This window comes from Ruminococcus sp. YE282 (genome assembly GCA_900101355.1).
In the GTDB taxonomy this organism is placed as follows: domain Bacteria; phylum Bacillota; class Clostridia; order Oscillospirales; family Acutalibacteraceae; genus Ruminococcoides; species Ruminococcoides bromii_A.
In genome coordinates, this window is record FMUV01000007.1 from 47,463 (window position 1) to 70,069 (window position 22,607).

Genomic DNA, 22,607 nt, shown 5'->3' on the forward strand with positions numbered 1-22,607 from the left:
ATTCAGTTTTTCGGCAGAAATATAAAAATAATAATTTCTGCCAACTGAAATTCTAAGAAGTTAATGCTAATTGCACTGATTGCAATCCGTCAAAGGCTTTGCTTTTTGCAAGCAAAGTATTGCTACGATTTAAATTATTAAAAATATTGTAAGACAGGAGGGTGAGTTATGGCTTTTTTGCCAATGAACAGGCAGGAGGTTATTGAACGAGGCTGGGACAGCGTAGATTTTGTCTACGTTTGCGGTGACAGCTATGTGGATCACCCTTCTTTTGGTGCCGCAATAATAACAAGAGTGCTTGAGGACTGCGGTTGCAGAGTAGCTTTTCTTGCACAGCCTGATTGGAAAAACGACAATGATTTTACCCAATTCGGCAAGCCTCGGCTTGGATTTATGGTGTCGGCAGGAAATATTGACAGTATGGTTGCTCACTATACGGTAGCACGCCGCAAACGACACGATGATGCCTATACTGCCGGCGGAAAAAACGGAAAACGACCCGACAGGGCTGTTACTGTATACTCAAATATTATTCGCAGACTTTATCCCGACAGCCCAATAATAATAGGCGGCCTTGAAGCTTCTTTGAGACGATTTGCTCATTACGATTATTGGAACAACAGCGTTATGCCGTCGGTGCTTTTTGACAGCAAGGCGGACATTATTGTGTACGGAATGGGCGAACTTCAGACTATGGAGATTGCAAAACGCCTGAGTGAGGGTAATCCTGTTGAGGCATTATATGACATCAGGGGAATTTGCTGCAAGATAAAAACGAGCGACTATGTTCCAAAATCTGTTGTTGAGCTTCCAAGCTACGAACGTGTTAAAGAAGATAAGCGTGATTACGCCATAGCTTCACGCAGAGAACTTGAGGAAGCCGACGCTGTAAGAGGGAAAACTTTGATTCAGCGTCACGGCAATTATATTCTTGTGCAAAATCCGCCTATGCCGCCGCTAAATACCAAACAGCTTGACTATGTTTACTCTTTGCCGTATGAGCGTTGGTATCCAAAGTGTTATGATAAACTCGGCGGTGTTCCGGGAATTGAAGAAGTTCTTTTTTCAATAACACATAACCGTGGCTGTTTTGGAGCGTGTAACTTTTGCTCGCTTGCTTTTCATCAGGGTCGAGCTGTAACAGTTAGAAGTGAACAGAGTGTAATTGATGAAGCAAAAAGCTTTTTAAAAAATCCTCGTTTTAAAGGTATTATCAGTGATGTCGGCGGACCGACAGCAAATTTCAGATTGCCGTCATGTGAAAAGCAAAAGCGACTTGGATTGTGCAAGTCAAGAAGATGCCTTGCGCCGACCGCCTGCCCGAATATGCAGGTGTCTCACACAGAATACCTTGATATTTTGAGAAAGCTCAGAAATATTGACGGAATTAAGCGTGTGTTTATTCGCAGCGGAATACGTTTTGATTATCTTATTGAGGACGAAAGCGACGAGTTTTTGCAGGAGCTTGTTAAGTATCACATAAGCGGTCAGCTCAGAGTTGCTCCTGAGCATTGTTCGGCGGCAGTTCTTGACAAAATGGGAAAACCGCATATTGAAGTATACAAAAAGTTCTGCGATAAATTTTATAAATATACAAATCAGGTTCATAAAGACCAGTACGTTGTTCCGTATTTAATAAGTTCGCATCCCGGTTCAACACTTAAAGATGCTGTTGAGCTTGCCTTGTTTTGCAAACGAGAAAATATACATCCAAAACAGGTGCAGGATTTCTATCCCACTCCCGGAACAATTTCTACGAGTATGTTTTATACAGGCCTTGACCCATATACGCTGAAAGAGGTTTATGTACCGAAGACCGAGAGCGAAAAAGCTATGCAAAGAGCACTCTTGCAGTATTTTATTCCCGAGAATAAGCCTCTTGTAGTTAAGGCACTTATCAAAGCCGGCAGACGTGATTTAATCGGAAATGACAAACGTTGCCTTGTAACTCCGCTTGCCGGACAGACGTCGGGCGGATACAAAAAGTCATCAAACACAAAAGGCGGCAACGGCAGAAAGAATAGGGATAAGTATGCAAAATACAGGAGGAAAAACAAAAAGTAAAATAAAGACTGTTTTTATTACTGTAATTGCATCTGTATTGTTTATATTTACTTTGTTTATCACATTCGGAAAAAGTTTTGGCGCTCCGAGTTGGAGCGATGTTTATTCGCTTTTCGGTGTAAGTGAGAATTTAAACGCTGATTTTTCGGCGAGTTTTTTAAGCGTTGGCAATGCTGACACTTGTTTTATACAGTGTGGAGATAAAAATCTGGTTATTGATACCGGGCTGAGAGCTGATTATGACAAACTGTCGTCATTTTTCCATAGGCATAATGTAACCCATTTTGATGCAATGATACTTTCACACGCCGACAGCGACCACATCGGCGGAGCCTCTGATTTGCTTAATGAGTTTAGCGTGGATACAATTTATATGCCGCAGATTCCAAGTGAACAGTTGCCGAACAGCGCTGAGTACAGCAATCTGGTTAATTCTGTTAAAGAAAATAATCTTGATATTACATATCCAGAGTTTGGAGACAATATAGCAATCGGAGGTTTAAGCATTGAGTTTATTATGCCCGATAAGGTGTATGACAATATTAATGATAATTCGCTGGTTTTTAAACTTACGTATCAAGACAATTCTTTTTTGTTTACAGGCGACATATCAAGCAAAGTTGAAGAAGATATGCTTAATTCTGCTAAAGAATTAAAATTTGATGTTCTTAAAGCGGCGCATCACGGAAGCAAAACTTCGTCAAGTGAGGAGTTTTTGTCAGCCGTTAGTCCTAAAATCACAGTCGTCAGTTCGGGAAAATCAGACGGCAGTCTGCCCGATTATACGACTATGGCTCGGCTCAATAAATTCAGCTCTGAGCTTTATTCTACGGCTGATGACAGGACCGTGGTTATAACATCTGACGGAAACAATCTTAAAGTTTCTACGGGATATTAGGGCTTGACCTTATTAAAAATTAATATTATACTATGTATTGACTGTATAATGTTTTAACAGTCAAAGGCGGCAAAGCCGCTTAACGTGTAAAAAACGGTTAGAAATACCGTTTTAATATCATCCACAAAGAAAGGAATAGATTGATGGGAGTATATGAAGAACTTGTGGCAAGAGGACTTATTGCCCAGGTAACTGATGAAGAAGAAATCAAGGAGCTTGTGAACAATGGCAAGGCTACGTTCTACATAGGTTTTGACCCAACAGCCGACAGCCTGCACGTTGGTCATTTTATGGCACTCTGTCTTATGAAGCGTCTGCAAATGGCAGGCAACAAGCCGATAGCACTTATCGGCGGCGGAACTGCTATGATAGGTGACCCGTCCGGAAGAACAGATATGCGCCAGATGATGACAAAAGAAACCATTCAGCACAATGTTGATTGCTTCAAAAAGCAGATGAGCCGCTTTATTGATTTTTCGGATGGCAAGGCACTGATTGTAAACAATGCCGATTGGCTGCTTGACCTTAATTATGTAGAGCTTTTACGTGATGTTGGAGCGCATTTCAGCGTTAACCGCATGCTCACAGCCGAATGCTATAAACAGAGAATGGAAAAGGGTCTTTCATTCCTTGAGTTTAACTATATGATTATGCAGTCATATGACTTCTATTCACTCTATCAAAAATACGGATGCAATATGCAGTTTGGCGGAGACGACCAGTGGAGCAATATGCTCGGCGGTACAGAGCTTATCAGAAGAAAGCTTGGCAAAGACGCATATGCAATGACAATTAATCTGCTTCTAAATTCCGAGGGCAAGAAGATGGGAAAAACCCAGTCGGGCGCAGTATGGCTTTCTGCCGAAAAAACTTCACCTTATGAGTTTTACCAGTACTGGAGAAACGTTGATGACAGCGACGTTATCAAGTGCCTTAAAATGCTTACATTTTTGCCGCTTGAAAAAATTGACGAACTTTCAAAACTTGAGGGCAGCGAGATAAACAAGGCAAAAGAGATTCTTGCTCATGAGCTTACAGAGCTTATTCACGGCAAAGAAGAAGCCGACAAAGCACAGGAGGCTGCAAGAGCACTGTTTGGCAACAAGGCTGACACAAACAATATGCCGTCAACAAATCTTGCTTCCGAAGATTTTACCGACGATGAAATTGCAATTCTTGATTTGCTCAAAAAGTGTTCGCTTATTCCGTCAAATAAAGAGGGAAGAAGACTGATTGAGCAGGGCGGTATTTCGGTTGACGATGAAAAAGTTACCGATGTTTACGCTAAAATCAATAAACAGTCCTTTGAAAAGGGTTATGTAATAATCAAAAAGGGTAAAAAGGTATTCCATAAGGCAATTTTGAATTAATCAAAATCAAAGAGGTGTTTAAGGTGAAAAAGTTTTTTAATGAGTTTAAAACTTTTATAATGCGCGGCAATGTGCTTGACCTTGCAGTCGGAGTTATTATCGGTGCGGCATTTCAGGCTATTGTAACTTCACTGACAAACGATATAATTTCGCCGATACTCGGTATTTTTGGCGGAATGAATTTTGACAATCTTTCAATTGACATCAACGGAGCTACGCTTGCATATGGAAAGTTTATCACCGCTGTGATTAACTTTTTGATTATGGCGTTCATCATTTTCTTAATTGTAAAGCTTGTCAACAAGGTTATGTCTTTTGGCAAAAAGAAAAAAACAGAAGAGGCTCCAACAACCAAAACTTGCCCGTTCTGTATGAGTGAAATTGACATAAAAGCAACCAGATGCCCACATTGCACAAGTGAATTGCCGACAGATGCATCTGACAACAAATAATAATTCTTAATAAGAATAAACGGCGGTCTGAATTTCAGACCGCCATTATTTATATTGTTCTATAAACGAATTATTCTGTGCGTTATATTACAAAAAGAAAAATAACGCCGCACAAAATTGATATTACAGCTCCGACGATTACATCGCTGATATAATGCACGCCTGCAAAAATCCTTGATAATGATATCAGCAAGGCAATTATAATATAAAAAATTCCTGCGTATGTGTTTATCGAAAGGACTGTCATTGCAATTATAAATGCACTTGCAGTGTGTCGGCTTGGCATACTGTCGGGTTCTGATTTTTTGGGTATTACCGGTGCAACGTCAAAGCAATCATAAGGCCGTTGCCGTTTGATAATTTTCCTCAAAACTGTTATCAGCGTAAAAACTGCCGCAGGAACCACAAGCGTTTCTAAAAATGCACTTTTTCTCCAAAAGAAAGTGTAAAAAAGCAGAATCGGATAATTTGCAAACACATAAAGAGGCAATACAGTATGTATTATTTTTAGGCATCTGTTGGCTGTTTTGTTGTTTTTAAAATAGTCAGTCATTTTAATATACTGTTCACGATTGATTTTTTACACCTCCTAGTTTTTGAAATTAAAGCAACGCTCGGCTTTACTTGCGTAAAAAGATATGGGATAGATTGCAAGCATTGAATAGATGCGTTACCTATTTAGAGTTACGTTTAAGTATTATAATTCCAATTGAAATACTTAACATTCTTTATTGTTTTAAAGGCTGGAAGCACCTGCTCTTATGTTATATTCAAATATTAACACAACATCTATATTATTTCAATATTGTATTTTTCAAACCAGTAATCTATCTCAATAATATACGCCAAAATCTGAGGTGCCTGCATCAGCTGTCCGTACCATGGCGTCGTGATTTTTTCGGGATGTTCGATTATGCTTTCCACTGCCTTTGGGTTTAGCATCTCTGTCAATGCATTTTTCTTTTTAAGAATTTTCCTTACCTTTTTTGCACATTCGTCAAAGTATATAGGATTGTGCGTTTTGGGGTAAGGACTTTTTTTTCGCCAACATATTTCATCAGGCAAAATATCCTCAAACGCTTTGCGCACAATGCCTTTTTCTCTGCCGCCGTAGGCTTTTATGTTCCAGGGCATATTGTATGCATATTCAACCAGCCTGTAATCACAAAACGGAACTCTGACTTCAAGCCCATTATACATTGAACATCTGTCTTTGCGTTCAAGCAGGCATTGCATAAACCAATAAAAGTTCAGAAAGAACATTTCGCGCATACGTTTGTCAACTTTGCTGTCTGATTTTAGTTTCGGTGCCAGTCTAATTGTATCAAGGTATTTTTGTCTTACATATTCTGCGCCGTCTTTAAGAACACCGTCTTTGAGAATATAGCTTCTAACGTCCTGACTGCGCGACCATGGAAAACAGTCTTCAAACAGAATATCGTGGTTATGATACCAAGGATAACCTCCGAAAAGTTCATCGGCACATTCTCCCGAAAGTGCAACCGTAAAGTCTTTTTTGATTTCTTTGCAAAACAACAGCAGGGAAGAGTCAACGTCGACATACCCAGGCAAATCTCTTGCCTCAACACTGTCGTACAGCGCCGCCGCTACCAATGTGTTTTCCAAAATTATTTCTCTGTGTTTTGTGTCGGCGTTTTGAGACATTAATGATATAAATTCATAATCGGGCGTAGGCTGAAATAAACTTTTCTTAAAATATTTTTGGTTGTCACGGTATTCAACCGAGTAGGTGGAAATTTTCCCAAGTTTATGCTCTTTATGATAGTTTGACGCTGTTTTTACAATAATACTGCTGTCAAGACCACCTGAAAGGAAGAAGCACATAGGAACATCGCTTATAAGCTGACGTTCAATGGCGTCCGTCAGAAGAAAACGGGTTTTTTCAATCGTTTGCTTTTCATTGTCCGTGTGTTCAGCGGCTTGAATTGAAAAGTATTTGCCAATACGCATTTCACCGTCGATATACTTTGCGTATTCTCCGGGTTTTAGCTCTTTTACACCTTTAAAAATGCCGCAGGAAGGTGTTCTTGCAGGTCCCAAGAAGAAAATTTCATACAGTCCTTGTTCGTCAATTTGCGGTTTTACAACTCCGCTTGCGAGCATTGACTTAATTTCCGAAGCGAATATAAACCCACCGTTATATTTATAATAGAACAACGGCTTTACTCCGATTTTGTCTCTGCATAAAAAGATAGACCTGTCATCTGAATTAAATATGGCAAATGCAAAGATTCCGTTGAGCTTTTCAGGACATTTTTCACCGTATTTGATATACGTTTTTAAAACAACCTCCGTGTCGCTGTGTCCTCTGAACCTGAATCCGTCGGCTTTAAGCTCCTCACGCAGGCCTTCGGTGTTGTATAATTCTCCGTTATATACAATCACATAAGTTGTGCCGCCGTGTGAAACAACCATAGGCTGTTTTCCGTTCTCTCTGTCAATAACCACAAGTCTTCTGTGTATTAATGCAGTATCTTTATTAATATAAATTCCGTTTTCATCGGGTCCCCTTCTGTCAAGCGTTTGCGACATTTGATTAATTGTTTTTAATCTGTCAGCCATATTGCTGCCCTTTTCAATCCATCCTGCTATACCACACATAAAATACCTCCATAAAATCAGTTTGTTCTATATGATTTGAGTGTAAACAAAAAGCATATTGCTACGCAGATAAGCACAGCACCCGAAATGATGCTGCCATTGAACACATCGGCATTTTCAACGGAAGAAGTTGAAAATACCGCCGTTTCGCCGATAAACAGCATTAATCCTATATGTGTGAGCAATGCTGTAATTGCCCCTTGTATAATTCTTATAATGAAAAAAATCAGTTTGTTTATTTTAATATCTCCAAGTGCAGAGAATATTTGAAAGTGTACGCACAATCCGCCAAAGCCGATTGCAAATGCCACAAGTTCAACCGGACTGTTTTGAGAAATATTATTTACCGCTGAACAAACCTCAAGCAGACAAAATATCAGGTTTTGTGTTAAGTTATCATTAATAATCTCGCCGAAAATTGCCGTGTATGCCGAAAATATTATTACAAATGAGCATATCCCGAGCATACCTTTTGAGCTGTCGGCGGCGGCTTCAACAAGTGCCGTTGAAAAAGGAAGTGTATTCTTTTTTGCTATAAAAAAATTATTATTGCTGTTCTTTCTGTCAAACAAATTTATCAGTATTCCGAGAATTATTACTGAAATAATTTGTGAAATCAGAATTATCATGCCTATGGTTTCATTGTGATATAATGAAACGCCTACAAAGTTAACAATGAATCCCGGACCCGCGCAAACAGCAAACATTGCAGCTTTTTTTACTTCGCTTTCACTTGCCGCCCCATATTTTTTAAGTGCGGAAATCCCTCTTGCTCCAACCGGGTACCCTCCAATCATACTGAGAATAATAATCGGAGCAAAATTTCCGTTTAATCCGAAAACAGCTTTTGTGATTTTAGCAAACGGTTTACCGATTTGTTCGGATAATCCGCTTTTAATCAAAAAACTTGAAGCTGCCATAAACGGAAAAAGCGACGGAATAAGCACAGTAAGGCAAAATTTAATGCCGTTTTGCGCTCCTCCTGAGCAGCTTTCTGAGAACAGCAACAGCAGTGCACACAGCATTATAACAGCAAGTGCTTTTACCACAATTTCAAATTTATGCAGAGCTGCATTAACATACATATCAATCACCGATAATATATATGATTGATTTTGCATAAAAATAAATATGAATTTGAATTTGGAGGCGATTTTTTGCAAAAAAATAAAAACAAAGACAAAGGCAAAGTCTCACCTCGCCAGTCTGTCGGATTAGATATGGGTTCAGCTCCGCTTATTGAAATGCTCGGCAACAGAAGAATTACTCTTGAGGGCTCAACCGGAATTTTGCTGTATGAAAGCGACAACATAAAAATAAATACCAATAAAATGGTTGTTTCATTTTTTGGCAGAGGTTTGTGCGTTCGTTGCATTTCAAGTTCCTGCGTAGAAATAGAGGGATTTGTCGGGAAAATAGAATTTTTGACATAACAGGGTGATAGAATGCTTGTAAATATTGTAAGATACGCAAAAGGTTGGGTTGAATTTAAAGCCACAGGAAAATTTCCTGAGCGGATGTTAAATATTACATCTCGGTTTGGAATTAATTTGTGGGATGCACACCCGTGTGACGGCGGACTCAATGCTTCAATGTCGATTAGCGATTACCGAAAAATCCGACCGATTGCACGCAAGTCAAAAGTGAAAACAAGGATTACTCAAAAACACGGTTTACCGTTTTTTGCAGAAAAATACAAGCCGAGAATAGGTATTCCAATCGGCGCGGCTGCGGGCTTAATGCTTTTGCTTATCCTATCAAATTTTGTTTGGTCAATAAGTGTACAGGGAACGAAAAACGTGAGCGATACAAAGCTGCTTGAAATTCTTGCAGAAAGCGGTGTGGAAACGGGAGCTTATAAAGATAAGCTTGATGTGAAAAAAATTGAGCGGAATGCCTTGCTCAAAGTTGATGAGATAGGGTGGATGAGCATAAATATTACCGGCAGCCTTGTGTCTGTCGAGGTCAAAGAAAAGGCACAAAAGCCTCAAATTGATGAGATTCTGAATCCGTGTAATATTAAGGCAAAGAGCGACGGTGTAATTACAAAAATCAATGCAAAAAACGGAGAAACCGTTGTAAAGATTGGAAGCGGAGTTACAAAGGGAGATTTGCTCGTAAGCGGAACAACACAAACTAAGCTTGAGACCACCCGATATGTGCACGCAAAGGCGGAAGTTTTTGCTGATGTAAATTCTGCAAAGGAATTATCAATTGCAAAGAAATATAGTTATTTTTCTTTAACAGAAAATAAAACCGACAGAAGAAGATTGCAATTTCTGTGGTGGGATTTTCCTTTTTCTGTTTCATTTAATTCATATGAAAACAGCGCATATACTCACAGTTCCAAAAATCTGTGTGTAAATAATGTTGTTTTGCCCCTTGGAATAAAAACAGAAACCGATTTGGAAGCCTTAAAAACCGAATTTGTTCTGAACGACGAAATAGCAGAAAAAGCGTTTGTAAACCGTCTTTTACTTTATGAAGTGTTTGAAAAAAGCGAGAGCAGTGTTGTAGGCAGGAACATAAATATTAGTTCCGATAATGAGAATTATTATTGTACCTGTGATTATGTGTTTAATGAAAATATTGCCGAAACCGTTGATTTCAGCGTGACAGAATAATATCTTTGTGTTAAAATAATAACTAAGAATGTAAAAAGCAGGTGTTTTGTTTGAGAATATTGTGTATAGGTGATGTTGTCGGAAGTATCGGATGTGATTTTTTACGCTCCAAGCTTCCCGCCCTGAAACAAATAAAGGGTATTGATTTTGTAATCTGTAACGGAGAAAATTCTTCAGACGGCAACGGAATAACACCGTCGTCCGCAAAATTTTTGTTTGACAGCGGAGTAGATGTTATTACCCTTGGAAATCACACCTATCGCAGAAAAGAAGCCTACGACTTTATTGATGAAAATCCTTTTGTGGTTCGACCGTCAAATTTTCCCGAAAATCTTGCTCCCGGAGTGGGTATTCGCAACATTGATACAGGGCGCAGAATCATCAGCGTAATAAATGTTATGGGAAATATGTGTATGGACAACAATCTTGACAGTGCTTTTGACAGTATTGATAAAATGCTTTCAAAGGCAGAAAGCAAAATCATCATTGTTGATTTTCACGCCGAAACCACAAGTGAAAAACGTGCTATGGGTTATTATCTTGACGGAAAAATTTCAGCAATGTTCGGAACCCATACACACGTTCAGACATCTGACGCCCAGGTTTTGCCGAATGGCAGCGGATACATTACCGATGTTGGAATGACGGGAACGATTCATTCTGTTTTAGGTGTCAAAACCGATATAATAATCAACAAATTCAAAACCCGACTTCCTGCAAGGTTTGATTTGGCAAGCGGCGACTGCAAGATGGAATGTGCTGTGTTTGATATTGATGACAAAACGGGCAAATGCATTTCAGCGGAAAGCTTAAGGATTGAATAATTTTATTAAACTATTGCAAAATAGAAACAAAGATTGTATAATGGATTATGTCTGAAATTATATCTTTAAAAAAAGGATGTGCGTTTATGATAAACGGCGAAGTGTTAAAGCAGGCAATTATTTCCAGCGCAAATAATATAAATTCTCAAAAAGAAAAAATTAATGATTTAAATATTTTTCCTGTTCCCGATGGTGACACCGGAACAAATATGTCAATGACAATTTCTGCCGCAGCCGCCGCACTTGAAGAATATGACGGTGCAAATGCCGGTGAGGTTGCCGGTATTGCAGCTTCTGCAATGCTAAGAGGTGCAAGAGGCAACTCAGGTGTAATTACATCAATTTTGTTCAGGGGCTTTGCTCAGGGACTTAAAGATATGGAAGAAGTAAACGGCAAAAATCTTGCCGCAGCTCTCGGTATCGGTGTTGACGGTGCTTACAAAGCAGTAATGAAGCCTGCTGAGGGCACAATCCTTACAGTAGCAAGAATGGCATATGAAGCAGGTGTAGAGGCAGCAAAGGAAAACCCTGAGGTTGAATTTGTTTGGCAGGCAATTTGCGACAAAGCAAATGACGCCCTTGCAATTACTCCTGAATTGCTCCCAGTCCTCAAAAAAGCAGGTGTGGTTGACGCAGGAGGAAAAGGCTTGTGTGCGATTTTTGAGGGTATGCTTTCCGTGATAAAGAACGGAGTTGTAATAGAATACAGCGGAGCTCGGGAAAAAACCACAATCGAAAACTATGAGAGTGCCGCAGCCGAGTTTGACGACGATATCCGCTTTACATATTGTACTGAGTTTATCGTTGGCAGAGACCCTGAAGTTACCGCTGACCCGGAAGAACTGAAGGATTATCTCCAAACAATCGGCGACTGTGTTGTTGTTGTAAATGACGATGAGATAATCAAGGTTCACGTTCATACTGAAAACCCGGGCTATGTTCTTACAAAGGGACTTGAGTATGGTCAGCTTCTTACGGTTAAAGTTGAGAATATGAAAGAACAGCACAAGAACGCCAAGGCTTCAAACACTACCAAAAAAGCCGAAAAAGAAACTTTTGCTCCGGCAGAACCTACCGAAAAATTCGGATTTGTTGCAGTTGCCGCAGGAGAAGGAATGAAAAATCTTTTCAAAGATTTGGGTTGTAATAATGTTGTTTCAGGCGGTCAGAGTATGAACCCGAGCACGGATGACATCTATGAGGCAATCCTTGCCACACCGGCTGAATATGTTTTTGTTTTGCCAAATAACAAGAATATAATTCTTGCCGCAGAGCAGACAATTCCGATGGTTACCGACAGAAAAGTTATTATTGTTCCTACCCGCACAATTCCTCAAGGTATGACCGCAATGATAAACTTTGACCCTGAAATTTCCGCAGAAAGTAATGCCCAGCTCATGATGGAGGCTGCACATAATGTGGGAACAGGTCTTGTTACATTTGCCGCAAGAAAAAGCGAGTTTGGCGGAATGAAGATTAAAGAGGGCGATATAATTGCTCTTGAAAACGGAAAACTCACTATTTCAGAGAAAAATACTTTTAAGGCGTTAATAAAGCTTGCCAAGAGTATGGTAAAAAGAAATTCGTCATTCATAACGCTGATTTACGGTGCGGACGTTACTGATGAAGAGGCTGAAAAGGCATATGAAGAACTTCGTGAAAAATTTGGTTCTCATACCGATATATCTCTCATAAAGGGTGGCCAGCCTGTTTATTACTATATATTAAGTGTAGAATGATTCTTTACAAGAATTAAATATTTAAATGTCGTGGGGGTCGGCATCCTTGACGACCCTGATGAATTTGAATTTTCAGGGGCGCCTTGGGTGTCGTCCCTTTGAATTATTAAAGGTTTTATTATGGCTTCACTATTTAATATGCCAATTACAAGCCTGAGCGGAATAGGCTCAAAACGTGCCGAGCTTTTTGCAAAGCTCGGCGTAAAAAGCGTGGGCGACTTAATATGCTTTTATCCTCGCACATATGAGGATTGGAGTTCGGTTGAAAAAATTGAAAATTTGCAGTACGGCGGAATCTATTGCATAAAAGGTATCCTTGCCAAGCCGATTGTAGATTCAAGGATAAAGGGCGGAAAACTCTTATCAAAAACCACTGTTTATGATGAAACAGGTTCCTTGCAAATAGTTTTTTTCAATAACAGATACATAAGTTCAATGCTTTCCTGCGGAACTGAATATTTCTTTTACGGAAGAATAACTATCGGTGATTACGGTGCACAAATGATTGCACCGACATTTTCTCCTGCAAGTGCAGGATTGAGAATCACCCCCGTTTACAAGCAAACATCAGGACTTGTAAGCAAAACTATTGCCAATTGTGTGAAGCAAGCCCTAAGACTTCTTCCAAAAAATATTAACGATACTTTCCCTGAACAGGTGAGAAAATCTTTTGATTTATGTGATTTGTGCTGTGCTTTAATCAATATTCATTTTCCGGAAAATATTGAAATGCTTGAAACTGCAAGGAAACGGCTTGTTTCGGAGGAATTGGTCGTTTTAAATCTCGGAATGAGAAATTTGCGTGAACACACCAGGGGCGTTTGCGGAATAAAAATAATGCAGGACTATTCAAAAGAATTTGAATCATTGCTTCCGTTTACCCTGACTAACGCTCAAAAAAGAGCAGTGTCTGATTGTTGCAGAGATATGGTTACAAAGACCTCTCCTATGAACAGACTTATTCAGGGCGATGTCGGTTCGGGTAAAACTGCCGTTGCCGCTTCGGTATGTTATTCGGTTATTAAAAACGGCTATCAGGCTGCATTTATGGCGCCTACCGAAATCCTTGCAAGACAGCATTACAGTACATTTTCAAAGCTTTTTGAAAATTCTGATATCAAAACAGCCCTTTTAACTGGCTCTTTAAAAGAATCAGAAAAAAAGAAAATCCGTCAAAGTTTGGCTGACGGCGAAATAGACCTTGTAATCGGAACCCATGCATTGATTACAGATAACACCGAGTTCTTTAATCTTGGAATTGCCGTGACTGATGAACAGCATAGGTTTGGTGTAGCTCAGCGCGCCAAGCTTCTCGGCAAAGGTCAAAACCCTCATCTTCTTGTAATGAGTGCCACGCCGATTCCGCGCACACTTGGATTGATTGTGTTTGGCGACCTTGATATTTCTGTAATTGACGAACTTCCGCCGTCAAGAAAACCGATAAAGACGGTTTTGATGAATACGTCACAGCGCGCAAGAATATATAATTTTATACGCAGCGAAATTTCGGCAGGGCGTCAGGCTTATATTGTATGTCCCCTTGTTGAAGAGGGAGAGCTTGACAACGTAGCGGCGGCTGAAGAATATGCCGCAGAACTGATGTTAAAGCAGTTTTCCGATATTCCGGTCGGAATAGTTCACGGCCATATGAAGGCGGATGAAAAAGAAGCTGTAATGTCCAAATTTGTTGCAAATGAATACTCGCTCCTTGTTGCAACAACCGTGATAGAGGTTGGAGTGGATGTTCCGAATGCATCGGTTATTGTAATCGAAAATGCCGAACGTTTTGGTCTGTCTCAGCTTCATCAGCTCAGGGGCAGAGTGGGCAGAGGAAAATTTCAATCCTATTGTATTCTTGTAAGCGACAATTCCTCGGCAATCACACGGCAAAGACTTGAGGTTATGTGCCTGACAAACGACGGTTTCAAAATTGCGGATGAAGACCTAAAAATGCGTGGTCCCGGTGATTTCTTCGGAGAACGCCAGCACGGATTGCCGCAGCTTTCCATTGCTGATTTTGCAGATACCAAAAGCCTTGAACTTTCACAAAAAATTGCAGATTATATTATGTTTACATATAAAGATATAAGAAGTGATGAGCTTCGACCGCTTAAAGCCGAAATTGTTAAGCTGTTTGAGCAGGGCGGTCATAATACATTAAATTAAGGGGAGATATTCGGATAATGAAAAAAGCAGTAAAATTTTTGTCTGTACTATTAACGCTTTGCGTGATTATTTCGTCATCTGTTATAGGTTCGTCGGCAGTGTCGTATCCCAATAACGTCAAAACAATGTCGGATTCTATTTTGTTAGTTAATATGGATACAGGCGAACCTGTTTATGAAAAGGATGCAGATTCAAAACGGTATCCTGCTTCAACAACAAAAATTATGACATACATAGTTGTTGTTGAAAATATTGATGACCTTGACAACACAAGGGTGAGTATCAAAAAATCAATCATAGATCAGCTTAAAGATACCGGAAGCTCACTTGCAAATGTTGGAGATCACGTAGGCGAAACTATGAGCGTCATTGATTTGCTTTACAGTATGATGGTTCCGTCAGGCAACGATGCGGCTATGGTGCTTGCCGACTATGTAGGAGACGGAGATATTTTAAAATTTGTGCAGATGATGAATGATAAGGCAAAAGAACTTGGCTGTGAGAACACCCATTTTGCCAATCCCGACGGTTTGCACGATGAAGACCATTATACAACAGCACGTGACCTTTACAAAATTTCTACTTATGCGTTGACCCTCCCTCGATTTTCCGAAATTTCCAATACCTGCGAATACACCTGTGAGGGTGACGACCAGCCGCTTGTTACTACAAACTATTTGATTGATGCCAATCGCGGCGGAGAGTATTATTATATGTATGCAAAGGGAATTAAAACCGGTACTACCGACCAAGCCGGAAGATGTCTTGTAACAACAGCTTCTGCCGACGGCTATTCCTATATTGCAATTCTGCTCCACGCTCCGTACAAGGAGGGTGAGCAGGAAGAATACTATACATTCACCGACGCAGCCGATTTGTTCAGATGGGCGCTTACAAGTCTTAAACTAAAGACGGTAAAGACATCCAAAACTCCTATTTGCGAGCAAAAAATAAAACTTGCATGGGGCAAGAGTTCAGTAAACCTTGTTCCCGAAAAGGATATTACCGTACTTGTTCCGTCCGATATAAATGATGAGAATATCACAATTGAGCCTGATTTGCCGGAGGTTGCCGAAGCGCCTCTGTCAACCGATAAGTCAGTTGGAACGGCAACCGTATATTATATGGATTCCGACGGCAATAAGCAGGAAGTGGCAAAGGTTAATCTTGTGCCTGAAGAAAATGTTGAGCGCAGCGGAATACTGTTAGTTCTTGATGTTATCGGCACTATTCTTCAATCCTATTGGTTTTTAGTTTTAATCGGAATAATAATTGTTATTTTGATAATTTACTTTATCTATGCCAAGATTAGTAAAAACCGCAGAAAGAAACGCAGAAATGTAAAACATTACCGCAATTTCTAACAATATAAACTCGGCAACACAGAGATTGTGTTGCCGTTTTTTGTGAAATATATAATATTATGCAGGCTAAATGTTGACTTAATTGCGAAAAAAGGGTACAATTAATACGATTGGAATGATATATATGAATAAAGTAGTAAAAACAAGATTGCTTCTGTCATCGTTATCCGTATTCAGAGGCATACTTAACAGAAGTGTACCAAAGGCTTTTTTGGAACTTTTAAATTCTCTTGAAGAAAAACCGGAAGAATTTCTTGAGGCTTACGGCAGATTTTATTCGCTTATAAGCGAAAGAAACTGCAGTGACAGACTTGCATATTCTTTTACCGAGGCTGCGTTGTTTGATGAAAATTGTTTTACACGTGCGGCTGCTGCAGGAAAATACAATGATTTGCCCACCGAGGTTCTTAAGGCTGTAAAGCGTGATTGCGAGGCAATTCTTATGGCTTCGTCATTAACATCGAAAGAAGTTTTAAAAAGCTATAAGCATTACGATGATATAAAAGAAGTAGCCGAAACTCTGCCTGTTTGGCTTTCAGGCGAATGTGCCGAAAGCTTTAAAATGTTTGACGGCTCTCTTAAAAATGTTGCTCAGTATTATAAGGAGAACGGCTGCGGAATGTTTGCACGTTACAAGGCGTTTGTATGGCGTGACGGTGATATTCAGCCTGTACTACACTATGATACAATTGATATGGATGAGTTTACAGGATACGAAATTCAGCGTCAAAAGATTGTTGATAACACTAAGGCATTCCTTGAAGGAAAGACGTGCAACAATTGCCTGCTGTACGGAGATATGGGAACGGGTAAAAGTTCAACGGTTAAAGCGGTTGCAAATCAGTTCCGCAAGGACGGTTTGAGAATCGTTGAAATTCCAAAGGAACGACTTATAGACTTTCCGATTCTTGTTGACAAAATAGCAACTTTGCCGATGAAGTTTATCATATTCATTGACGACCTTTCTTTCCAACACCAGGATCAAAGCTATACAACTCTTAAAGCAGTGTTGGAGGGCGGTGTTTCTGCACGTCCTGACAATGCACTTATTTATGCTACATCAAACAGACGTCATTTGGTAAAAGAACATCTGTCTGATCGTTCGTTTGCCGTTGATGATATTAATACACGTGATAATATGCAGGAGAGCCTTTCGCTTTCAGACCGTTTTGGTCTTGCTGTTTGTTATTCAATACCAAGTAAAAAGCAATTTGTAGAAATTGTGTGCGCTATGGCAAAAGAAAGAGGAATAAACAAAACCGAGGAGGAGCTTGCTGCCGGAGCCGAACAGTTTGCACTTGCAAAAGGAGGACGTTCGCCTCGCTGTGCAAAGCAATACGTTGAATCCCTGTTTTGTTGATTTATGGAGGAGATTATGAAAAATAAGATTATTTCGGTGGCACTTGTTTTGATGCTTGCGCTTTCATCGGTGCTTGTATTTTCAGGCTGTGGTGACGGTGAATACCCGGTTGAAGTTGCCAATATTAAAATTAGCAGCGAGCCAAAAAATATCGTTGTTCTTGATGCATCAACTGCCGATATTATTGAGTGCATAGGTTATGAAGTTAAAATGGTTGGCAGAAGCGATGAGGTTAATCAAAAAAGCTTGTCTGCTGCTCCAAGCGTTGGTTCGGCGCAGTCACCTGATATTAACAAAATAATTGATACCGGAGCTGATCTTGTTTTTGTTAATGATTCCCTTAGCGATGAAAGCAGAGCAAAGCTTGATGAAAACAAAATCAATGTTGTAAATATTGCGGTAGCCGGCTCTCAAAAACAGCTTGAGACCACATACACTACTGTCGGAAGAATTCTCGGCGGAAATACCGTAGGTGCTGCAAAAGGCGAAGAGGCATACTCAAAATTAATATCCCAGATGGAAGACATAAAGTCAAAAGTTACTGCTGTCGATAATAATGCTGCATTGAATACAGTTTGCTATATGTACAGCGTAAACGGAAAACTCAGACTTACAACAAGTGGGACATACGGCGATATGTTGCTGGGCTACACAGGATGCGTTAATGTTGCGGTTAATATTGATGAAAACAAAGTTGAAGTAAATACCCTTAAGGTAGCAAATCCGAATTATTTGTTCTATTCCGATGAACAGACTCTTCAGGCAATTAAGGATGACAGCGTGCTGTCAGGTCTTAGTGCCATAAAGGACGGAAAAACCTTGATGATTTCTGCCGATGAAATGAACCGCCAGGGATTGTCTGCTATTAATACTCTGAACAAAATGGTTGGATTTATACATCCCGAACTTGCTGTTAAGGATTCTGATAATGGAAGTTCCGATACCTCTGCAACAGAAGCTGTCGTTAAATCAGTAGCCGATGATTATAAAATCAAGCTTGACGATGATCTTTCTCTTGCACCGGATGACGAGAATGACAACGTAAAGGCCATGCAGCAGCGACTTTTCGATTTAGGCTATATTGATGATGAGGAGAATGTAACCGGTTATTACGGCGAAGTTTCCAAAACAGCGGTTTCGGATTTCCAGAGTAAAAACGGTTTAAAGGACTCCGGTGAAGCTGATAAAGAAACTCTTGCAGCTTTATTTGCTGAAAACGCCAAAAAGAAATAATGTATACAATTTGTGAATTGCATTATGAGGTATCCAAAACCAGGGTACCTCATTTTTGTAGAAAGAGTTTGTTTCCAAATGGTGAATTTTTGTTCTCCAAAACAGTATTGTTAAATTTAAATTAATTTTTAACAATTTAATTATTTGTTGCAAATACCTATTAATTGAATTTTTTTACAGTATTTACATATACTATTTTTATCAAAATAGATAAAACCCTTTGTGAATAGTTAGCACAGCTATGGAATTTTGACGAAAAAAGGAATATAATAATTACGTGTAATACTTAAAGGAATTGGGTGTGGGGTTATGCCAAAAAGAAAATGCAGTAATGTCGATGTTAGCTTTGGAGCTAATATAGCCGCCTATCGTAAAATGTGCGGATTTACCCAACAGCAGGTTGCAGATATGCTTAATCTGAATCGCACTACCTACACAAAATATGAAACCGGTGTTTCTGAGCCAAGCATTGAAATAATGAAAAAAATCGCCAATATTTTTGGTGTGGACGTAAATGCTTTGCTGGGAATTGAGCCGTTTGAAAAGGCTCTTGCAGATTTTGAAATGCCGATATACAGCCTGACAAAAGATGAGCAGGATTTGGTGGGGATTTACAGATTGCTGTCGGTTGAGGAAAAGCAAAAGGTAATGGAGCTTCTTGTTAAGATAAAAAACGATATAAACGATCCGTATAAGTGATTTTCTTAAATTTAATTCTTAAAATCACTTTACATTTTGCATATGGTATGCTAAAATATAACAGTTGACCTACGCCTCGGAGCAGGGATTAAGCCGCAATGCGGAATTTCACAGCCCTGTCCTGAGACATAAGGCAAATTTATAAAAAGGTGGAATAAAAAAATGTTAAAAGAAGAAAAGCAGGCAATTATTGCCGAATATGCTACTCACGAAGGAGACACTGGTTCTCCTGAGGTTCAGATTGCTCTTCTCACAAAGAGAATCAATGACCTTACCGAGCACCTCAAGGTTCACAAAAAGGATCACCACAGCAGACGCGGTCTTCTTATGATGGTTGGTCAGAGAAGAAGCCTTCTCGGTTACCTCAAAAAGGTTGACATTGAAAGATATCGTGCAATTATTGCAAGACTCGGTATCCGTAAGTAATTTGAAAATCAGGGCAAGCGTAAGCTTGCCCTAAATTCGATTTTTCCGGGATTTTAGTTGCTGCCTTTTAGCGGTAAAACGATTAAATAAAACTTCGTTGTTTAATGGTTTTATTGCTAAATCGGCGTAGAATCCCGTGAAATATTAATGTGAAAATAATAATTTCAGAAAGGATTTTACAATGAACAGAATGATGACATTTGACAAATACAGAGTATTTGAAACTGAATTTGCCGGCAGAACTCTAAAAGTTGAAACCGGTAAAATGACTCAGCTTGCAAACGGTGCGTGCCTTGTACATTACGGTGACACTACCGTACACGTTGCAGTTACCGCTTCACCAAAGCCAAGAGAAGGCGTTGACTTCTTCCCACTTTCGGTTGATTATGAAGAGAAGATGTATGCTGTCGGAAAAATCCCGGGTTCATACCTTAAGAGAGAGGGCAGACCTTCAGAAAAGGCTATTTTAACAAGCCGTGTAATTGACCGTCCGGTTCGTCCTCTTTTTGATAAAAGTATGCGCAACGATGTTTCTATTGTTTGCACAGTTATGAGCGTTGACCCCGATTGTCAGCCTGAAATCGTTGCAATGATTGGTGCTTCAATCGCTATTTCAATTTCCGATGTTCCGTGGAACGGTCCTATTTCGGGCTGTTCGGTTGGTATGATTGACGGTGAATATATTATCAATCCTAACGAAGAACAAAGAAAAATTTCTCAGATGGCTACAACTGTTGCTTCTACAAGCTCAAGAATTGCTATGATTGAAGCAGGCGCAAACTGCGTTTCCGATGATGAAATGTACAATGCAATTATGGCAGGTCATGAGGCTAACCAGAAAATTATTAAGTTTATCGAAGAAATCAAGTCAGAGATTGGCAAGCCTAAGTTTGACTTTGCAAGTCTTGAACCTGACCACGATATGTTTGAAGCAATCAAGGCTTTTGCCGAAGAAGATATTAAAGTTGCTCTTGATACAGATGACAAGACAGTTCGTGACGAACGCTTAAAGCCGATTTATGAGGCTGTACACGAAAAATTCGATGAAGTTTATCCTGAAAGCGAAGCTCTCATTGATGAGTGCCTTTATAAGACTCAGAAGTTTATTGTTCGTCGTTGGCTTCTTGATGAACAGAAACGTGTTGACGGCAGAGGTATGGATGATATTCGTCCGCTCGCTTCTGAAGTTGGCGTAATTCCGAGAGTTCACGGCTCAGGTCTGTTCACAAGAGGACAGACTCAGGTTCTTACAATTGCTACACTCGGACCTGTTTCCGACAAGCAGCTTCTCGACGGCATTGACGGTGAAACAGAAAAGAGATATATACATCACTACAATTTCCCGAGCTATTCGGTTGGTGAAACAAAGCCAAGCCGTGGTCCCGGCAGACGTGAAATCGGTCACGGTGCGCTTGCAGAACGTGCGCTTGTTCCTGTTATTCCTTCGGTTGAGGAGTTCCCATATGCTCTTAGACTTGTATCTGAAGTTCTTTCTTCAAACGGTTCAACATCTCAGGGTTCAATTTGCGGTTCAACTCTTGCTCTTATGGATGCCGGTGTTCCGATTAAAGAACCTGTTGCAGGTATTTCCTGCGGACTTATTACCGAAGGCGAGCGCTGGATGACAATGGTTGACATTCAGGGCCTTGAAGATTTCTTTGGTGATATGGACTTTAAGGTTGCCGGTACTCACACAGGAATCACAGCAATTCAGATGGACTTGAAAATCAGCGGTCTTACACCTGAAATGGTTAAGGAAGCACTTGCTAAGACTCACAAGGCTCGTAACTACATCCTTGACGAAGTAATGCTCAAGGCTATTGCCGAGCCAAGGGCTGAACTTTCTCCTTACGCTCCAAAGATGTTTACCACAACAATCCCTGCTGATAAAATCAGTGAAGTTATCGGTAAAAGCGGTAAGGTTATTAAAGAAATTCAGGCTGAGTGCGATGTTAAGGTTGATATTGAAGAAGACGGCGAAGTTGGACAGGTATTTGTATCCGGTCTTGATACAGACAAGTGCAAGCGTGCAATTGAAATAATCAATACAATTGCCGTTGACCCTGAGCCGGGCGCAATGTACCTCGGTAAAGTTACAAGAATTATGGACTTTGGTGCATTTGTTGAAATCGCTCCGGGCAAAGAAGGTCTTGTTCATATTTCTCAGCTTGATGTAAAGCGCACAGAGAATGTAACCGATGTTGTAAATGTCGGTGACATAATCCGTGTTAAGGTAATGGAAATTGATGACAAGGGCAGACTTAACCTTTCTCGTCGTCAGGTTCTTATTGATGTTGACGGCCTTACACCCGAAAATGAACCTGAAGATTCAAAACCGGCTCGTCCGCGCAGACCAAGAGGTAATTTTAACCGCGGCGGCAGAAGATAATTAAATTCTCAAATAATATTGCAGTCGATTATAATACATTTAAGAATAATTTTCTTAGGTGTATTATAAATCGGCTGCTTTTTGTTTTATAATAAATAAAATATTTTTTATAAATAAAAAACCACCAATAAATCAATTTTAAAATTATTTAGTATTTAGCTTTAAGATATTTTGGTATATACTTAGTTTGTTCTTAGGAACTGCGGGGATTGTATTAATGTAAACTTTTTAATGCATCACCTATCCGAACGGCACAGCCTTTGATACTTCAATTTGTTACTTTAAACGTTTTCCGAATTTTGTCATTATAAATTTTCAGTATATTCTGTTCTGTGATCCAAACTCAACAATGCTGTTAACGTTAAAGTATTCATAGT

Annotated in this window: 18 protein-coding genes; 15 read left to right on the top strand and 3 right to left on the bottom strand. The window is 39.8% G+C overall.

The features are described from left to right. The first annotated feature begins 168 nt into the window (after window positions 1-168). The 4 genes from BLP46_RS04125 (at window position 169) to mscL (ending at window position 4,784) form a co-directional block, all read left to right on the top strand. A complete protein-coding gene (locus BLP46_RS04125; RefSeq protein ID WP_092976057.1) occupies window positions 169-2,064 on the top strand; it encodes a YgiQ family radical SAM protein in 1,896 nt (631 codons plus the stop codon). Further along, window positions 2,033-2,962, top strand: coding sequence for a ComEC/Rec2 family competence protein (locus tag BLP46_RS04130; protein WP_092976060.1), 930 nt, complete (start codon window positions 2,033-2,035; stop codon window positions 2,960-2,962). The genes BLP46_RS04125 and BLP46_RS04130 overlap by 32 nt, the downstream gene beginning before the upstream one ends. A gap of 143 nt (window positions 2,963-3,105) precedes the next feature. Further along, window positions 3,106-4,332 carry a tyrosine--tRNA ligase gene (tyrS, locus tag BLP46_RS04135; protein ID WP_092976063.1) on the top strand — a complete coding sequence of 409 codons (1,227 nt, stop codon included), beginning with the start codon at window positions 3,106-3,108 and terminating at the stop codon, window positions 4,330-4,332. 23 nt (window positions 4,333-4,355) lie between these two features. After that, window positions 4,356-4,784, top strand: a complete 429-nt coding sequence (mscL, locus tag BLP46_RS04140) for a large conductance mechanosensitive channel protein MscL (RefSeq protein ID WP_092976066.1) — start codon at window positions 4,356-4,358, stop codon at window positions 4,782-4,784. An 82-nt stretch (window positions 4,785-4,866) separates the two neighbouring features. Here mscL and BLP46_RS04145 read toward each other — a convergent pair whose 3' ends face one another. The 3 genes from BLP46_RS04145 to BLP46_RS04155 form a co-directional block, all read right to left on the bottom strand. Then, on the bottom strand, window positions 4,867-5,337 hold the full coding sequence (locus BLP46_RS04145) for a phosphatase PAP2 family protein (protein ID WP_092976069.1): 471 nt from the start codon (window positions 5,335-5,337) through the stop codon (window positions 4,867-4,869). A gap of 236 nt (window positions 5,338-5,573) precedes the next feature. Beyond that, a complete protein-coding gene (gene asnB, locus BLP46_RS04150) occupies window positions 5,574-7,406 on the bottom strand; it encodes an asparagine synthase (glutamine-hydrolyzing) (protein WP_092976072.1) in 1,833 nt (610 codons plus the stop codon). Between the two features lie 17 nt (window positions 7,407-7,423). Next, the gene (locus tag BLP46_RS04155; protein WP_092976075.1) at window positions 7,424-8,491 is read right to left on the bottom strand and encodes a nucleoside recognition domain-containing protein; all 1,068 of its coding nucleotides are present in this window, start codon (window positions 8,489-8,491) and stop codon (window positions 7,424-7,426) included. 72 nt (window positions 8,492-8,563) lie between these two features. Here BLP46_RS04155 and BLP46_RS04160 point away from each other — a divergent pair, with 72 nt between their 5' ends. The 11 genes from BLP46_RS04160 to BLP46_RS04210 all read left to right on the top strand — a co-directional run bounded on the left by BLP46_RS04160 (window position 8,564) and on the right by BLP46_RS04210 (window position 22,230). Next, entirely contained in the window at window positions 8,564-8,839 is a 276-nt protein-coding gene (locus BLP46_RS04160; protein ID WP_092976078.1) for a YabP/YqfC family sporulation protein, read from the top strand. A gap of 12 nt (window positions 8,840-8,851) precedes the next feature. Then, a complete protein-coding gene (locus tag BLP46_RS04165) occupies window positions 8,852-10,030 on the top strand; it encodes a sporulation protein YqfD (RefSeq protein ID WP_092976081.1) in 1,179 nt (392 codons plus the stop codon). Window positions 10,031-10,071: 41 nt separating this feature from the next. Next, complete coding sequence (locus tag BLP46_RS04170; RefSeq protein ID WP_318259461.1) at window positions 10,072-10,854, top strand: TIGR00282 family metallophosphoesterase; 783 nt, start codon at window positions 10,072-10,074, stop codon at window positions 10,852-10,854. Between the two features lie 86 nt (window positions 10,855-10,940). Beyond that, on the top strand, window positions 10,941-12,593 hold the full coding sequence (locus tag BLP46_RS04175; protein WP_092976087.1) for a DAK2 domain-containing protein: 1,653 nt from the start codon (window positions 10,941-10,943) through the stop codon (window positions 12,591-12,593). Window positions 12,594-12,713: 120 nt separating this feature from the next. Then, window positions 12,714-14,759 carry an ATP-dependent DNA helicase RecG gene (gene recG, locus BLP46_RS04180; protein WP_092976090.1) on the top strand — a complete coding sequence of 682 codons (2,046 nt, stop codon included), beginning with the start codon at window positions 12,714-12,716 and terminating at the stop codon, window positions 14,757-14,759. A 17-nt stretch (window positions 14,760-14,776) separates the two neighbouring features. Further along, window positions 14,777-16,123, top strand: coding sequence for a D-alanyl-D-alanine carboxypeptidase family protein (locus BLP46_RS04185; RefSeq protein ID WP_092976093.1), 1,347 nt, complete (start codon window positions 14,777-14,779; stop codon window positions 16,121-16,123). A 124-nt stretch (window positions 16,124-16,247) separates the two neighbouring features. Further along, entirely contained in the window at window positions 16,248-17,483 is a 1,236-nt protein-coding gene (locus BLP46_RS04190) for an ATP-binding protein (protein ID WP_092976096.1), read from the top strand. Between the two features lie 15 nt (window positions 17,484-17,498). Then, a complete protein-coding gene (locus BLP46_RS04195) occupies window positions 17,499-18,716 on the top strand; it encodes a peptidoglycan-binding protein (RefSeq protein ID WP_167669170.1) in 1,218 nt (405 codons plus the stop codon). A 309-nt stretch (window positions 18,717-19,025) separates the two neighbouring features. Further along, window positions 19,026-19,415: a helix-turn-helix domain-containing protein gene (locus tag BLP46_RS04200; protein WP_092976102.1), complete on the top strand. Its 390-nt coding sequence runs from the start codon at window positions 19,026-19,028 to the stop codon at window positions 19,413-19,415. A 162-nt stretch (window positions 19,416-19,577) separates the two neighbouring features. Continuing rightward, window positions 19,578-19,841, top strand: coding sequence for a 30S ribosomal protein S15 (rpsO, locus tag BLP46_RS04205; RefSeq protein WP_092976105.1), 264 nt, complete (start codon window positions 19,578-19,580; stop codon window positions 19,839-19,841). A 181-nt stretch (window positions 19,842-20,022) separates the two neighbouring features. Continuing rightward, the gene (locus BLP46_RS04210) at window positions 20,023-22,230 is read left to right on the top strand and encodes a polyribonucleotide nucleotidyltransferase (protein ID WP_092976108.1); all 2,208 of its coding nucleotides are present in this window, start codon (window positions 20,023-20,025) and stop codon (window positions 22,228-22,230) included. Window positions 22,231-22,607 lie beyond the last annotated feature (377 nt).

Excerpts from the sequence above, each read along its gene's own strand:
- BLP46_RS04195 (WP_167669170.1), top strand. The coding sequence starts at position 17,499 with ATGAAAAATAAGATTATTTCGGTGGCACTTGTTTTGATGCTTGCGCTT.
- BLP46_RS04200 (WP_092976102.1), top strand. The coding sequence starts at position 19,026 with ATGCCAAAAAGAAAATGCAGTAATGTCGATGTTAGCTTTGGAGCTAAT.
- recG (WP_092976090.1), top strand. The coding sequence starts at position 12,714 with ATGGCTTCACTATTTAATATGCCAATTACAAGCCTGAGCGGAATAGGC.
- BLP46_RS04210 (WP_092976108.1), top strand. The coding sequence starts at position 20,023 with ATGAACAGAATGATGACATTTGACAAATACAGAGTATTTGAAACTGAA.
- tyrS (WP_092976063.1), top strand. The coding sequence starts at position 3,106 with ATGGGAGTATATGAAGAACTTGTGGCAAGAGGACTTATTGCCCAGGTA.
- rpsO (WP_092976105.1), top strand. The coding sequence starts at position 19,578 with ATGTTAAAAGAAGAAAAGCAGGCAATTATTGCCGAATATGCTACTCAC.
- BLP46_RS04190 (WP_092976096.1), top strand. The coding sequence starts at position 16,248 with ATGAATAAAGTAGTAAAAACAAGATTGCTTCTGTCATCGTTATCCGTA.
- BLP46_RS04185 (WP_092976093.1), top strand. The coding sequence starts at position 14,777 with ATGAAAAAAGCAGTAAAATTTTTGTCTGTACTATTAACGCTTTGCGTG.
- BLP46_RS04145 (WP_092976069.1), bottom strand. The coding sequence starts at position 5,337 with ATGACTGACTATTTTAAAAACAACAAAACAGCCAACAGATGCCTAAAA.
- BLP46_RS04125 (WP_092976057.1), top strand. The coding sequence starts at position 169 with ATGGCTTTTTTGCCAATGAACAGGCAGGAGGTTATTGAACGAGGCTGG.
- BLP46_RS04165 (WP_092976081.1), top strand. The coding sequence starts at position 8,852 with ATGCTTGTAAATATTGTAAGATACGCAAAAGGTTGGGTTGAATTTAAA.
- BLP46_RS04175 (WP_092976087.1), top strand. The coding sequence starts at position 10,941 with ATGATAAACGGCGAAGTGTTAAAGCAGGCAATTATTTCCAGCGCAAAT.
- BLP46_RS04130 (WP_092976060.1), top strand. The coding sequence starts at position 2,033 with ATGCAAAATACAGGAGGAAAAACAAAAAGTAAAATAAAGACTGTTTTT.
- BLP46_RS04155 (WP_092976075.1), bottom strand. The coding sequence starts at position 8,491 with ATGTATGTTAATGCAGCTCTGCATAAATTTGAAATTGTGGTAAAAGCA.
- asnB (WP_092976072.1), bottom strand. The coding sequence starts at position 7,406 with ATGTGTGGTATAGCAGGATGGATTGAAAAGGGCAGCAATATGGCTGAC.